Source organism: Streptomyces sp. NPDC029836 (genome assembly GCF_055574495.1).
Genome location: NZ_JBVHZI010000006.1, coordinates 140,710 through 153,431, shown reverse-complemented (window position 1 = coordinate 153,431; position 12,722 = coordinate 140,710). Strand labels below are relative to the sequence as shown.

Sequence of the window (12,722 nt, the reverse complement as noted above, 5' to 3'; positions counted from 1 at the left end):
ACCACTCCAGTGGCAGTCAAGATCAAGCTCAAGCGCCTCGGCAAGATTCGCCAGCCGCACTACCGCATCGTCGTCGCCGACGCCCGTACCCGTCGGGACGGTCGCGCGATCGAAGAGATCGGTATCTACCACCCGACGTACAACCCGTCGCGCATCGAGGTCAACGCCGAGCGTGCGCAGTACTGGCTGTCGGTCGGCGCCCAGCCCACCGAGGCTGTGCTCGCCATCCTGAAGCTGACCGGTGACTGGCAGGCGCACAAGGGCCTCCCGGCCCCCGCGCCGCTGCTGCAGCCGGAGACCAAGGAAAGCAAGCGTCGCACCTTCGACGAGTTCGCCAAGGCCCTCGAGGGCATCGGCGAGACCAAGGGCGAGGCCATCACGCAGAAGGCCAAGAAGGCCGACAAGAAGGCGGACGAGGCTGAGGCCGCCGCCGAGTCGACCGAGGCCTGATCATGCTCGAGGAGGCTCTTGAGCACCTCGTGAAGGGCATTGTGGACAACCCCGACGAAGTGCAGGTCGCCTCGCGCGACCTGCGTCGCGGGCAGGTGCTCGAGGTCCGGGTCCACCCGGATGACCTCGGAAAGGTGATCGGTCGCAACGGCCGCACCGCACGTGCCCTGCGTACTGTCGTGGGCGCCATCGGCGGACGGGGCATCCGCGTCGACCTCATCGACGTGGACCAGGTCCGCTGAGCAGTTGAACCACCGGCACGGGCCGGGGAGGGCGTTCGTCGCCCACCCCGGCCCGAGTCGTTTCCGCCCCCGGGTGGAGCCACCATTGACCCGAGAAGCCACGACGGAGAGGTACACCTCCGCGGGAGCGGCGGCGGGTCGGCCGCGCAAGGGAGAAGGACACACAGTGGAGCTGGTAGTCGCGCGGATCGGCCGCGCCCACGGGATCAAGGGTGAGGTCACCGTCGAGGTACGGACCGACGAGCCCGAACTGCGGCTCGGGCCGGGCGCCGTCCTGCGCACCGATCCGGCGTCGGCGGGTCCGCTGACCATCGAGACGGGCCGGGTGCACAGCGGCCGGCTGCTCCTGCGCTTCGCCGGCGTCAAGGACCGCACCGGCGCCGAGGCGCTGCGCAACATCCTCCTCATCGCCGAGGTCGACCCGGCGGAACTGCCGGAGGAGCCCGACGAGTACTACGACCACCAGCTGATGGACCTGGACGTGGTCCTCGCCGACGGCACCCCGATCGGCCGCATCACCGAGATCTCCCACCTGCCCTCGCAGGACCTCTTCATCGTCGAGCGCCCCGACGGCACCGAGGTGATGATCCCCTTCGTCGAGGAGATCGTCGCCGAGATCGACCTGGAGGAGCAGCGCTGTGTCATCACCCCGCCGCCCGGGCTGATCGACGACCGCGCCGAGGTCGCTTCCGCGCGCGACGCCGAGACGACCGGTGCCGAAGCCACCGACGCCACCGCCACCGCCACCGGCACCGACGCTGAGGGCGCTGCCTGATGCGGCTGGACGTCGTCACGATCTTCCCCGAGTACCTCGAACCGCTGAACGTCTCCCTCGTCGGCAAGGCGCGGGCCCGCGGGCAGCTCGACGTACACGTTCACGACCTGCGGGAATGGACGTACGACCGGCACAACACGGTCGACGACACCCCGTACGGCGGCGGACCCGGCATGGTCATGAAGACCGACCCGTGGGGTGAGGCCCTCGACGCGGCCCTCGCCGACGGCTACGAGTCCGGCGCGCACGGCCCGGTGCTGGTCGTCCCCACCCCCAGCGGCCGGCCCTTCACCCAGGAACTGGCCGTCGAGCTGTCCGAGCGCCCCTGGCTGATCTTCACACCGGCCCGGTACGAGGGCATCGACCGGCGCGTCATGGACGAGTACGCGACGCGCATGCCGGTCTACGAGGTCTCCATCGGCGACTACGTCCTGGCGGGCGGCGAGGCCGCCGTCCTGGTCGTGACCGAGGCCGTGGCCCGACTGCTGCCCGGAGTGCTGGGCAACGCCGAATCGCACCGCGACGACTCCTTCGCGCCCGGCGGGATGGCCAACCTGCTGGAAGGTCCGGTCTACACCAAGCCGCCGCGGTGGCGCGGCCGCGGCATCCCCGAGGTGCTGCTCAGCGGCCACCACGGGAAGATCGCCCGCTGGCGGCGGGACGAGGCGTTCCGCCGTACCGCGCGCAACCGCCCCGACCTGATCGAGCGCTGCGAGGCCTCCGCCTTCGACAAGAAGGACCGCGAGATCCTGAGCATCCTGGGCTGGAAGCCGACCGCCGACGGCCGATTTTGGCGCAGGCCCGCCGCCGTGGAAGAATAGGCGGCTGTTGTGTGCTCACGGGCGCCCCTGCCACAGGGGGACCGTCGTCCGGGACGCGACACGACTCCCGAATTCTCTACGGAAATCCGCACCGGCGACCTGTGGCGTCGTGCGAAGAAAGCAGACGAACTCCATGTCCCACCTGCTCGATGGCGTCAACTCCGCCTCGCTGCGCACCGACGTCCCGGCCTTCCGCCCCGGTGACACGATCAACGTGCACGTCCGCGTGATCGAGGGCAACCGCTCCCGTATCCAGCAGTTCAAGGGTGTGGTCATCCGCCGCCAGGGTTCTGGCGTCTCCGAGACCTTCACCGTCCGCAAGGTCTCCTTCAGCGTCGGCGTGGAGCGCACCTTCCCGGTCCACTCCCCGATCTTCGAGAAGATCGAGCTCGTCACCCGTGGTGACGTGCGTCGCGCCAAGCTGTACTTCCTCCGTGAGCTCCGCGGCAAGGCCGCGAAGATCAAGGAGAAGCGCGACCGCTGATCTCCTCTCCGGATCCAGTGGGCGGCCGGATAGGCTCGCCTGCGATGGACACCGAAGCAGAGCTCACACAGCGCGGCCGCTCCGCCCCCGAGAAGGGGGCGGAGCGGCCGCGTTCTGCGTTTTCCGCGCGGTCGGTGGGTTCCGTGTTCTCCGGCGCCCCGGGTTGGCGGCGGGGCGGGGCGCTCGGCGCGGTCTGCGCCGTCTTCCTGCTGCTGTTCGCGAACTTCGTCGTCCAGCCCTTCCTGATCCCGAGCCACTCGATGGAACCGACCCTGCGGGTCGGCGACCGCCTGCTGGTGAACAAGTTGGCGTACCGGTTCGGCGACGAGCCGCGGCGGGGGGACGTGGTGGTCTTCGACGGCACCGGGTCCTTCGTGCGGGAACGCGCCGCGGGCAACCCGGTCGGCGAGGCCCTGCGCGGCGCCGGATCGGCGCTCGGGCTGGCCCGGCCCCGCGACACCGACTTCGTGAAGCGGGTCGTGGGCACCGGCGGGGACGACGTGGTGTGCTGCGACGCGGGGGGCCGGATCCAGGTCAACGGGGTCGCGCTGGACGAGCCGTACCTCTTTCCCGGTGACACCCCCTCGAAGGTGCCCTTCCGGATCGTCGTTCCCCTGGGCACCCTGTGGGTGATGGGTGACCACCGGTCCCAGTCCCGGGACTCGCGCGACCACCTCGGTGAGCCGGGCGGGGGGATGGTGCCGGTGGAGAAGGTGATCGGGCGGGCCGACTGGATCGGCTGGCCGGTATCGCGCTGGGGTTCCGTGACGGGTGCGGACGGTGGCCCGCGTGGGTAGTCGAGGGCGCCCGAAGGGCGGGCGCACGCCGAGATCCGGATCGCAGGGCGGCTCCGGGAGCCCCTCCGGGCGGCCGGCCCGCAAGCGGAAGCCGCCGTCCGGGCGGATGGACTTCGGGGCGTGGCCCGGCATCGGCATGGACGCGGACGCCGCGGCCCGGCCGGGCGCGGATCCGGGTCGGAGCGGGGCGAAGGACAGGGGTTCGGCGGTCGGCTCCGGTCGGGAACCGGACTCCGGGCCCGCGGCGGGTGAGGGTGGCAGCAGGGCCGAGCGGCGTCGGGTGGCGCGCCGGGTCCGGCGGCGCCGGCGTACCCGGCGGGTGGGCGAGCTGCCGCTGCTGGTGGTGGTCGCGCTGTGCATCGCCCTGGTGCTCAAGACGTTCCTGGTGCAGGCCTTCTTCATCCCCTCCGGTTCGATGGAACAGACGATCCGGATCGGCGACCGCGTCCTCGTGGACAAGCTGACGCCCTGGTTCGGCTCCCAGGTCGAGCGCGGGGACGTCGTCGTCTTCGAGGACCCGGGCGGCTGGCTCAAGGGCGAGGCGGCCCGACCGGCCGAGGACCCGGCCGGGATCAAGCAGATCAAGGAGACCCTGACCTTCATCGGCCTGCTCCCCTCCGCCGACGAGCAGGACCTGATCAAGCGGGTCATCGGAGTCGGCGGCGACACCGTGAAGTGCTGCGACGACCGGGGTCGCGTGACCGTCAACGGAGCGCCGCTCGATGAGCCGTACGTGTCACCCGGCAACGCCCCCTCGGAGATCCGCTTCGACGTGGAGGTGCCGGCCGGGCGGCTGTTCGTGATGGGCGACCACCGGGCGAACTCGGCCGACTCCCGGTTCCACCTGGACGAGGCCTTCGAAGGCACCATCGACGAGGAGAAGGTGGTCGGGGAGGCCGTGGTGATCGCCTGGCCCTTCGACCACTGGCGCAGGCTGGAGCAGCCGGCGACCTTCCTGACCGTCCCCGACCAGGCCCGGCGGGGGCGTCGGCGCGGGCCGGGCGGGCGCCGTGGGGGCACCCCGTTCGCATAGTGTGTCCTTGGTCTCCCGCGCCTTAGGGAACTCCCGCTCGTTAAGGGAGGGGAGGGCCCGTTCTCCCTTGGGAGCGGGCTGCGATTCTCGATTGAGGAGTGGATGTGGGGGATGTGGCGGTAGGCGCACGATCCGGACGCGATGAGGGCGAGGAGCGGCCGGACGACGCCGTCGAGCGCGAGGCCGAGGAGGACGCCGCCGAGGAGAGCCCGCAGCGTTCCTTCTGGAAGGAGCTGCCGCTCCTGATCGGTATCGCCCTGCTGCTGGCCCTGTTGATCAAGACCTTCCTGGTGCAGGCGTTCTCGATCCCGTCCGACTCGATGCAGAACACGCTGCAGCGGGGCGACCGGGTGCTGGTCGACAAGTTGACCCCGTGGTTCGGCTCGGAGCCCGAGCGCGGCGAGGTCGTAGTCTTCCACGACCCCGCGGACTGGCTGTCCGACCAGCCGACCCCGGAGCCGAACATCGCGCAGAAGGCCCTCAGTTGGATCGGCCTCATGCCGTCCGCCGAGGAGAAGGACCTGATCAAGCGGACCATCGCCATCGGCGGGGACACGGTCTCGTGCAAGAAGGGGGGACCGGTCGTCGTCAACGGCAAGGAGCTCGACGAGCCGTACATCTTCCCCGGCAACACCCCGTGCGACGACGCCCCGTTCGGCCCGATCACCGTGCCCAAGGGCAAGATCTGGGTCATGGGTGACCACCGGCAGAACTCCCGGGACTCCCGCTACCACATGCAGGATTCCACCCAGGGCTTCGTGCCGGTCGACAAGGTCGTCGGGCGTGCCGTGGTCGTCGCGTGGCCGGTCACCCGCTGGTCCACGCTGCCGGTCCCGAAGACCTTCGACCAGCCGGGCATCGGCAACCAGGCCGCGGCGACCGCGCTCGGCCTCGGGGCCGCCGGACTGGCGCCCGTCGGGCTCGGCCCGGCCGCCCTCGGGCTCGCCGGCGCCGTACCGCTCGTCATGTGGCGCAGGCGGAGGCTGACCGACGGTCGTACCGCCCGGTAGGGTGCCGCCCAGGTCGACGATCTCCGAGGTGTGGGGGCGCTGCAATGGGCGGAACGCAGGCGAGCGGTACACGTATACGTGGTGGCAAGGATGGCCGCGGCGGTCTCGGCAGCACATTGTCGGGACTGGCCGTGGCCATCGGTTTTGTGCTCTTCCTCGGTGGTTTCGTCTGGGGCGCGCTCGTGTACCAGCCGTACACGGTGCCGACGGACTCGATGGTCCCGACGGTCAATCCCGGGAACCGGGTCCTCGCGCAGCGGATCGACGGCGCCGAGGTGCGGCGCGGGGACGTGGTCGTCTTCCGGGACGCCATGTGGAGCGACTCGCCCATGGTCAAGAGGGTCGTCGCGGTCGGCGGCGACACCGTCTCCTGCTGCGGCAAGGGCGGCCGGCTGACCGTGAACGGCAAGGAGCTGGACGAGACCTACCTGGCTCCCGTGCGGAACGACGCGGCGGCCGCGGCCGCCGGGGCGGCCTCCGGGACGCCGTTCGAGGTGAAGGTGCCCGAGGGCAACCTCTTCCTGCTGGGCGACCGGCGGGGGGCCTCGCTGGACTCCCGGGCCCACCTGACGGAGGCCGGGCAGGGCACCGTTCCCCGGTCGACGGTGACGGCCCGGGTCGACGCGCTGGCGTGGCCGTCGATGAAGATGCTGGACCCGGCCCGGACCTACGCCGACCTGCCCGGCGGCATCTCGCGGCCGGGGCCGCTGCTGCTCCAGGTGACGGCGGTGGCGGCCGGAGCGGCGCTGGTGCTGCTGGGAGCCGCGTACGGGCCGCTCGCGCGGCTCCTGGGGCGCGGCCGGCGGGAGCGTGCCGGTGGCCGCTGACGGCGCCGGCAGCGGGACGGAGCCGGTCGCGGGGGAGGGGCGGGAGCCCCGGAAGGTGTCGCGGGTGATCCTGCTGGATCCGGCGGACCGGATCCTGCTGCTCCACGGCTTCGAACCGACGGACCCCGCCGACGACTGGTGGTTCACCCCCGGCGGTGGCCTGGAGGGCGCCGAGACCCGGGAGGAGGCCGCGCTGCGGGAGCTGGCCGAGGAGACCGGGATCACCGAGGTGGACCTGGGCCCGGTGCTGTGGCGCCGCTACTGCGCCTTCCCCTTCGACGGGCGGCGCTGGGAGCAGGACGAGTGGTACTTCCTCGCCCGCACCACCCGGACCGAGACGGTGATGGCCGGCCTCACCGAACTGGAACGGCGCAGCGTCTCCGGAGCGCGGTGGTGGACCTCCGAGGAACTGCTGGCGGCGCGTGAGACGGTGTACCCGACCAGACTCGCCGAGCTGCTCCGCACACTGCTCGACGACGGCCCTCCGGACGCTCCGGTGGTCCTGACCCCGGAAATCGTTTAGGGGCGCGGGGCGCCGGCGCACAATAGGGGGACGCACGGCTGAAGGGGAACATGCCATGAGTGCCGAGGACCTCGAGAAGTACGAGACCGAGATGGAGCTGAAGCTCTATCGGGAGTACCGCGACGTCGTCGGGCTGTTCAAGTACGTGATCGAAACCGAACGTCGGTTCTACCTCACCAACGACTACGAGATGCAGGTGCACTCGGTCCAGGGCGAGGTCTTCTTCGAGGTGTCGATGGCGGACGCCTGGGTCTGGGACATGTACCGACCGGCCCGCTTCGTCAAGCAGGTCAGGGTGCTGACCTTCAAGGACGTGAACATCGAAGAGCTGAACAAGACCGACCTGGAACTGCCGGGGGGCTGATCCGGCGGCCGGCCGATCCGGGGGCCGACCGATCCGGGGGCTCCGTTACGGGGCCCCGGTTTTTTCTTGGGGCGGGGCCGGTTCACGCGGGAGAGTGAGGGGGTTTTCCACAATCGCCCGGCTGTCCACCAAGATCCACACGGTGGGCGGGAACGCGGGATCTTCGGTGCCGGAGGTGGTGCCGGATGAACGCGAAGGGCGTGGCACAGCAGGCATTGGGGCGGTACGGGGAGGACCTCGCCGCACGGGCGCTGACCCGGGCGGGGCTGATCGTGATCGCGCGGAACTGGCGCTGCCGGGGCGGCGAGGTCGACATCGTCGCGCGGGACGGGGACGCCCTCGTCGTGTGCGAGGTCAAGACGCGGCGCGTGGGGAACTTCGAACATCCCCTGGCCGCCGTTCGGGCGGCCAAGGCCGCCCGACTGCGCCGGCTCGCCGAGCGATGGCTGGCCGACCACGGGGGGCCGCCGCCCGGCGGAGTACGGATCGACCTGGTCGCCGTCCTGCTGCCACAGCGCGGTGCGCCCGTGGTGGAGCACGTGCGGGGGGTGGCCTGATGGGGTTCGCCCGGGCCTGCTCCGTGGCGCTCGTCGGGGTCGAGGGCGTGGTCGTGGAGGTCCAGGCCGACCTGGAGCCGGGGGTGGCGGCGTTCACGCTCGTGGGCCTCCCCGACAAGACGCTGGTGGAGAGCCGGGACCGGGTGCGGGCCGCCGTGGTCAACTCCGGCGCCCAGTGGCCGCAGAAGAAGCTCACCGTCGGGCTCAGCCCGGCGTCCGTGCCGAAGGCCGGCGCCCATTTCGACCTGGCCGTCGCGGTGGCCGTCCTGGGCGCCGCCGAGGTGATCGACCCCGCCGTGATCGCCGACCTCGTCCTCATCGGCGAGCTGGGCCTCGACGGTCGGGTCCGCCCCGTCCGCGGGATCCTGCCGGCGGTGCTCGCCGCCGCCGAGGCCGGGTACCGGCAAGTGGTGGTGCCGCAACAGTGCGCCGCCGAGGCCTGTCTCGTGCCGGACGTGTCGGTGCTGGGCGTGCGCAGCCTGCGGCAACTGATCGCGGTGCTGACCGACGGGGAAGTGCCCGACGAGGAGCCGCCCGAACGGGCGGGGCGACCCGACGCCATGCTCGCGGGCCTCGTCCTCCCGGGCGCCGGGCTCGGTACGGGCCTCTCCCGCACCGGCGGCGACACCGGGGACCACCCGGACCTCGCCGACGTCGCCGGGCAGCACGGAGCCCGCCGAGCCCTGGAAGTGGCGGCCGCCGGGGGCCACCACCTGTTCCTGAGCGGGCCCCCGGGCGCCGGGAAGACGATGCTGGCCGAGCGGATCCCCTGGGTCATCCCGCCCCTCACCCGGCAGGACTCGTTGGAGGTGACCGCCGTCCACTCGGTCGCGGGCATCCTGCCGCCCGGGGAACCCCTCGTCGGCAGGGCCCCGTACTGCGCGCCGCACCACTCCGCGACCATGCAGTCCCTCGTCGGCGGCGGGGCCGGGATCCCCCGGCCCGGGGCGGTGTCCCTGGCCCACCGGGGCGTGCTGTTCCTGGACAGGCCGTGTAAAACGAGTGGCTTGAGGAGGTGATCTCTATGTGCCCCTGGTAGCAAACAAGGGATGCCCCTAACTGCTAGGCCGTTCGCGGGCCTGTGCGCCCGTATGACGGTCTCCCAGACCGACGGCGGCCCCGACCCCCATGGAGGGGAATCGGGGCCGTCAGGCGCGCTCATGATCAGTAGCGGGGCCGCGCCGCGCGGGGGAGGAACGCGCGCGGCGTGGCCGTCAGCGGCCCGCTACCGCGTTGCGGCGAAATCAACGGATCACGGGCCCCCGTTGGGCTCGCCAGTCGGTCAGACGCTTGCGGATGCTGGGAACCATGGGCAGATCGTCGACGGCGTCCGGCGCGAACCATGCCACCTCAAACGACTCGTCCGAGGTGCGGAGTGTGCCGCCCGTCGGACGGGCAAGAAGGCAAATGGAGAACTCTTGCCGGACCTCGCCATCGTCGTAGGCGAACACGTGGCCGGGGTTGGTGTACGTCCCCACAATGCCCGTGATCTCTACGTCAATGCCGGTTTCCTCCAGCGTCTCGCGGACCGCACAGTCCCCGATGGACTCGCCGAGATCCATTTTTCCGCCAGGCAACGCCCACATGCCGTTATCGGTGCGCCGCTGCAACAGCACTCGGCCGGCATCGTCCACGACGACGGCTGATGCCGCTGGTACCAAGCTGTTCGCCTTCGGGGCGCTTGGGTCGTCTTCGTAGTCACGCCTGGGCATTTTCGGCAACCTCCCGGATATCGCGTCCGCGTCCCCACAGTTCTTCGACATGCGCGGCGAAGCGATCGAACATGCCGTCCGTCTGGCAGCGCCGTAGATGCATCATCGGAGAGTCGTGGCCGACCCTGCGGGCGAGGATTGGCGTAACGATCATGTCGTCGTCGAAGCGGAACACGCTCAGATTGACATGTCCGGTCTCGAAGCGGCCTTCGATGCCTGAGACGTCCCGGAGCTTTTCCAGCTCGGCCAGGGTGACGGCGATACGGGTGGAGAGGGTGAGGGGGACGTCTTCCTCAGCTTCCCGAGCCGCGGTGACGGAGCTGTTCGGATCGCCGATCAGGAAGCGAACTCGGCACCCCGTCTGTGCCTTCCGCCGCAGCGCGCCACTCAAGTTGGCTTGCTCCAGCCACAAGAAATAGTTGGTGTACCCGGCGAACATCAGCTCGCGTTGGGCCTTCGTGACCAGGGAACGCCACAGGCTTGCCGGTGCCGCCGAGCGGTACGGGTAGACCTGGACGAGCTCGCGGTTCGGTCCCGTTGTAAGCGCACGGATCGCAGTGGGCCACAAGTTTCGTTCCTCCTCACGTAACGCCTCGCAGGCTGCCCATCGGTGCCGGGCGTGAGGGATCCGGTTCGGCTCGGTAATCCACCGCGCCACCGTTTTGGCGTCGACCCCACACAGCGCTGCGAGCTGCGTTTCGGTCATGTTCGCATCGGCCAAGGCCCGACGTAGAGCGTCGTTCATTGTTCGCCTCCCAGGGACGTGCAGCCCGAGACGAACCGTAGCGAGAGAACGTCCCAAACGTCCTGCAAACGGGGTAGGAACGCCCCCTCCGGCGTCGCAACATCGACATGCATCAGCACAGAGAGTCATCAAGTGCTTGACAACCGGAAGGGGTACGGCGATGGCGAACGAGCTGCCGCGGCGCGTACGGCGCGTCAGTGACGTGGACGCCGCCATAGCCCGGAGGGACTTTCACCGGCTCGGCCGTGACGACTCCCCGATGCCTGCATGGGTGCCGGCCGCCGCCGCGCCGATCCGAGCGACCACACGACCGACCCCCGAGATCCTGCGCGCCCTGACGGCCGGGCTGGAAAGGCGGTTGAACGATGAGTAAGGCCAGCTCGCCCCCCGCGCTGTACTCCCCGGACCTTGAGCCCGTGCCGGTGTCCAGCTGCATGATCTGCGGGGCCGCAGGGCGGCACCGCGAAGCGGTCCGCCGGCTCGGCAACACAGTGGGGGTCCACGCCATGAACGTGATCATCGGCGAGCACCCGCACCGGGTGACCGACGGCGAGGACGTGGCGACGTGAGCGCCCACGAGGAGCGCGACGGCGCCGGTTGGGTGCCGCACATCGGCGACCTGGTCAAGGTCAAGTCCACGGGAACGCTCGGCCGGCTCATGGGCCGTGACTGGGGGCTCTGTCAGGTCCGTCCCGAAGGGGGCGGGGTCGAGGTGGACGTCGAGTTCAGCGACCTGGTGAAGCCGACCAACGAGGAGCGCGTCAGCGCCGGTGTTCGGCACGCCAACGCGCGCAGCTGGGGGCACCTGTGAGACCGGAAGAGGTCTTCGCCTTCACGGCGCAGGAGCGCGCCGAGTTGGAAGCGGGATGGGTCGACATGCTCGCCGACAAGGAAGCCGCGGTGGTGTCGGCCGCCATAAGGGAAGCCGCGCCGGTGCTGGTGCAGCGCGCCGTACGAGAGGCGCGCCGACGGAGGGGGCCGGCGCGACGGGCGTACGACTTCGCGGCCCGGTTCACGGGGCCGCTCATGGTCCTCATGATCTCCGGAGGTGTGGGGCTGTTCCTCGGGGCGGCTGCGGTGATGGAGCGGTGAATCAGTTCCGACCGCCGGGGCGGGTGTGCGGGTCCATGGCCTGGCTCAAGCCGGATCAGGTCGAGTGGGCGCGCCGCTGCCACCCGGAGACAGGCCCGTACCAGGGGCTCATCCCGGCCGTGGTGCTCTGCCGGAAGCCTGTGCACGCCCGGGACGTGTTCCACGTGGGGCAGATCCGGGGCCCGGACGAGGACGGCGGGAACGTCCTGCTCGCCTGGCGTAAGCGCGACGTCCTGATCTTCCACGACTCCAGACTCGCCGCGCTGCGGGTCTAAGGCTCCGCCCCCTGCCCGCTATCCGGTCCCCACTTTCCTCATGGCCGCGAGATACGCAGGGGGCGGGTTGGAACGCTTCGGCTGCCCCCGGCCGGAGTAATCGGGGCGCCCGTGCACTGGCGCCCCGCAGCGGCCCCGCCCGTTCTTCCTCCCTCGGGCGGGGCCCTACCCCCAACACTCCGTCCCTGCCGGACGGATCCGAGATCGAGGCTTCGTGCCGCGTATCGGCATCCCGGCAGGGCGGCGCCAACCCCCACCCCGTCCGGCATGTACGGCAATGGGAGCCGGGCGGGGTGGGTCGCAAGTGCACGACGGGCCAGGGATAGTCCCCGGGCCGGGATCTTGAGGAGGCACACAGTGACGCTCAAGGAAGCACTCAGGCGGATGGCCACCGTTCGCGGTGGCGACGAGGACAACAGCGGTGGTCACGACAACACCGACATCGAGGACGGCGACCAGCAGGGCGGCAGTGGTTCGCCCGGTCACTGACCTCAACTCGTAGGCGGCGCCCCGGTTGCAGCCCGGGGCGCCGCCCTCGTTGAAAGATAGGGTCAACTCATGCCACAGCGGATCACGGATACGTCCCGGCTGACGATCGGTCGGTTCCTGTACGACTGGGACAACGGCACGTATTGCCTGCTTGCCTACGCCCGACACGGCAATAGGGGCGTCGTCGCCACCGTCCCGGACGTCAATGGGGATGCTCCCGACCTGTGGTCGATCGCGACTCGGCACTCGCCGCCCAACGCGTCGCATGAGGACATCGGCCGGTGGTGCCTGTGCTCGGGCTGGGCGCTGAGCAGCGGGCGCCCCGACCACTGGTTCGCGGCGCCAGATCAGAAATGGAAGCTGGACGTCCGTAACACGCTGCACGAGATCAAGCCGCACCAGTACGGCATCACGGCGTACGGGTGGCACGGCGCCTACGTGGGGATCCTGACGCCGCAAGATCCGGATACGCGTGAGCGTGCGCACCGCCTACTCAAGGAAGCCGAGTAAGGGCGGCGCCCGGAAA

Annotated in this window: 20 protein-coding genes and 1 pseudogene; 19 read left to right on the top strand and 2 right to left on the bottom strand. The window is 70.5% G+C overall.

What is annotated here, in order from left to right:
* Window positions 1-9: 9 nt before the first annotated feature.
* The 13 genes and pseudogenes from rpsP to ACZ4XJ_RS19330 all read left to right on the top strand — a co-directional run.
* On the top strand, window positions 10-450 hold the full coding sequence (gene rpsP / locus ACZ4XJ_RS19390) for a 30S ribosomal protein S16 (protein ID WP_281206312.1): 441 nt from the start codon (window positions 10-12) through the stop codon (window positions 448-450).
* A 2-nt stretch (window positions 451-452) separates the two neighbouring features.
* Window positions 453-692, top strand: coding sequence for an RNA-binding protein (locus ACZ4XJ_RS19385; protein ID WP_362875892.1), 240 nt, complete (start codon window positions 453-455; stop codon window positions 690-692).
* A gap of 166 nt (window positions 693-858) precedes the next feature.
* A complete protein-coding gene (rimM, locus tag ACZ4XJ_RS19380) occupies window positions 859-1,467 on the top strand; it encodes a ribosome maturation factor RimM (protein ID WP_362875893.1) in 609 nt (202 codons plus the stop codon).
* Window positions 1,467-2,288 carry a tRNA (guanosine(37)-N1)-methyltransferase TrmD gene (trmD, locus tag ACZ4XJ_RS19375; protein ID WP_362875894.1) on the top strand — a complete coding sequence of 274 codons (822 nt, stop codon included), beginning with the start codon at window positions 1,467-1,469 and terminating at the stop codon, window positions 2,286-2,288. The genes rimM and trmD overlap by 1 nt, the downstream gene beginning before the upstream one ends.
* 133 nt (window positions 2,289-2,421) lie before the next feature.
* Window positions 2,422-2,772, top strand: a complete 351-nt coding sequence (gene rplS / locus ACZ4XJ_RS19370; protein WP_079429989.1) for a 50S ribosomal protein L19 — start codon at window positions 2,422-2,424, stop codon at window positions 2,770-2,772.
* Between the two features lie 44 nt (window positions 2,773-2,816).
* Complete coding sequence (gene lepB / locus ACZ4XJ_RS19365) at window positions 2,817-3,569, top strand: signal peptidase I (protein WP_468496858.1); 753 nt, start codon at window positions 2,817-2,819, stop codon at window positions 3,567-3,569.
* 106 nt (window positions 3,570-3,675) lie between these two features.
* Entirely contained in the window at window positions 3,676-4,602 is a 927-nt protein-coding gene (lepB, locus tag ACZ4XJ_RS19360) for a signal peptidase I (protein ID WP_468496857.1), read from the top strand.
* Window positions 4,603-4,715: 113 nt separating this feature from the next.
* A complete protein-coding gene (lepB, locus tag ACZ4XJ_RS19355; protein WP_362875896.1) occupies window positions 4,716-5,612 on the top strand; it encodes a signal peptidase I in 897 nt (298 codons plus the stop codon).
* Between the two features lie 44 nt (window positions 5,613-5,656).
* The gene (lepB, locus tag ACZ4XJ_RS19350) at window positions 5,657-6,439 is read left to right on the top strand and encodes a signal peptidase I (protein WP_468496856.1); all 783 of its coding nucleotides are present in this window, start codon (window positions 5,657-5,659) and stop codon (window positions 6,437-6,439) included.
* Window positions 6,429-6,962: an NUDIX hydrolase gene (locus ACZ4XJ_RS19345; RefSeq protein WP_362875898.1), complete on the top strand. Its 534-nt coding sequence runs from the start codon at window positions 6,429-6,431 to the stop codon at window positions 6,960-6,962. Before lepB (ACZ4XJ_RS19350) ends, ACZ4XJ_RS19345 begins: the two co-directional genes overlap by 11 nt.
* A gap of 55 nt (window positions 6,963-7,017) precedes the next feature.
* The gene (locus tag ACZ4XJ_RS19340) at window positions 7,018-7,326 is read left to right on the top strand and encodes a DUF2469 domain-containing protein (protein WP_008745401.1); all 309 of its coding nucleotides are present in this window, start codon (window positions 7,018-7,020) and stop codon (window positions 7,324-7,326) included.
* A 185-nt stretch (window positions 7,327-7,511) separates the two neighbouring features.
* The gene (locus ACZ4XJ_RS19335; protein ID WP_362875899.1) at window positions 7,512-7,883 is read left to right on the top strand and encodes a YraN family protein; all 372 of its coding nucleotides are present in this window, start codon (window positions 7,512-7,514) and stop codon (window positions 7,881-7,883) included.
* Window positions 7,883-8,890: pseudogene (locus ACZ4XJ_RS19330) on the top strand (ATP-binding protein); the annotation flags it as partial. The gene ACZ4XJ_RS19335 and the pseudogene ACZ4XJ_RS19330, both read left to right, overlap by 1 nt.
* Window positions 8,891-9,127: 237 nt before the next feature.
* Here the strand turns inward: ACZ4XJ_RS19330 and ACZ4XJ_RS19325 are convergent.
* Both ACZ4XJ_RS19325 and ACZ4XJ_RS19320 read right to left on the bottom strand, forming a co-directional pair.
* On the bottom strand, window positions 9,128-9,595 hold the full coding sequence (locus tag ACZ4XJ_RS19325; RefSeq protein WP_468496855.1) for an NUDIX hydrolase: 468 nt from the start codon (window positions 9,593-9,595) through the stop codon (window positions 9,128-9,130).
* Window positions 9,582-10,301, bottom strand: a complete 720-nt coding sequence (locus tag ACZ4XJ_RS19320) for an XRE family transcriptional regulator (RefSeq protein ID WP_468496854.1) — start codon at window positions 10,299-10,301, stop codon at window positions 9,582-9,584. The genes ACZ4XJ_RS19325 and ACZ4XJ_RS19320 overlap by 14 nt, the downstream gene beginning before the upstream one ends.
* A gap of 404 nt (window positions 10,302-10,705) precedes the next feature.
* Here ACZ4XJ_RS19320 and ACZ4XJ_RS19315 point away from each other — a divergent pair, with 404 nt between their 5' ends.
* From ACZ4XJ_RS19315 to ACZ4XJ_RS19290, 6 genes are all read left to right on the top strand, one after another.
* Window positions 10,706-10,909: a hypothetical protein gene (locus ACZ4XJ_RS19315; RefSeq protein ID WP_468496853.1), complete on the top strand. Its 204-nt coding sequence runs from the start codon at window positions 10,706-10,708 to the stop codon at window positions 10,907-10,909.
* Window positions 10,906-11,151 carry a hypothetical protein gene (locus ACZ4XJ_RS19310; RefSeq protein ID WP_468496852.1) on the top strand — a complete coding sequence of 82 codons (246 nt, stop codon included), beginning with the start codon at window positions 10,906-10,908 and terminating at the stop codon, window positions 11,149-11,151. Before ACZ4XJ_RS19315 ends, ACZ4XJ_RS19310 begins: the two co-directional genes overlap by 4 nt.
* On the top strand, window positions 11,148-11,432 hold the full coding sequence (locus ACZ4XJ_RS19305; protein WP_468496851.1) for a hypothetical protein: 285 nt from the start codon (window positions 11,148-11,150) through the stop codon (window positions 11,430-11,432). Before ACZ4XJ_RS19310 ends, ACZ4XJ_RS19305 begins: the two co-directional genes overlap by 4 nt.
* A 35-nt stretch (window positions 11,433-11,467) precedes the next feature.
* Window positions 11,468-11,707, top strand: coding sequence for a hypothetical protein (locus ACZ4XJ_RS19300; protein ID WP_468496850.1), 240 nt, complete (start codon window positions 11,468-11,470; stop codon window positions 11,705-11,707).
* A 357-nt stretch (window positions 11,708-12,064) separates the two neighbouring features.
* The gene (locus tag ACZ4XJ_RS19295) at window positions 12,065-12,196 is read left to right on the top strand and encodes a hypothetical protein (protein ID WP_468496849.1); all 132 of its coding nucleotides are present in this window, start codon (window positions 12,065-12,067) and stop codon (window positions 12,194-12,196) included.
* A 69-nt stretch (window positions 12,197-12,265) separates the two neighbouring features.
* Window positions 12,266-12,706 (top strand): hypothetical protein, encoded by a 441-nt coding sequence (locus ACZ4XJ_RS19290; protein ID WP_468496848.1) that lies wholly within the window; start codon window positions 12,266-12,268, stop codon window positions 12,704-12,706.
* The last annotated feature ends 16 nt before the right edge of the window (window positions 12,707-12,722 follow it).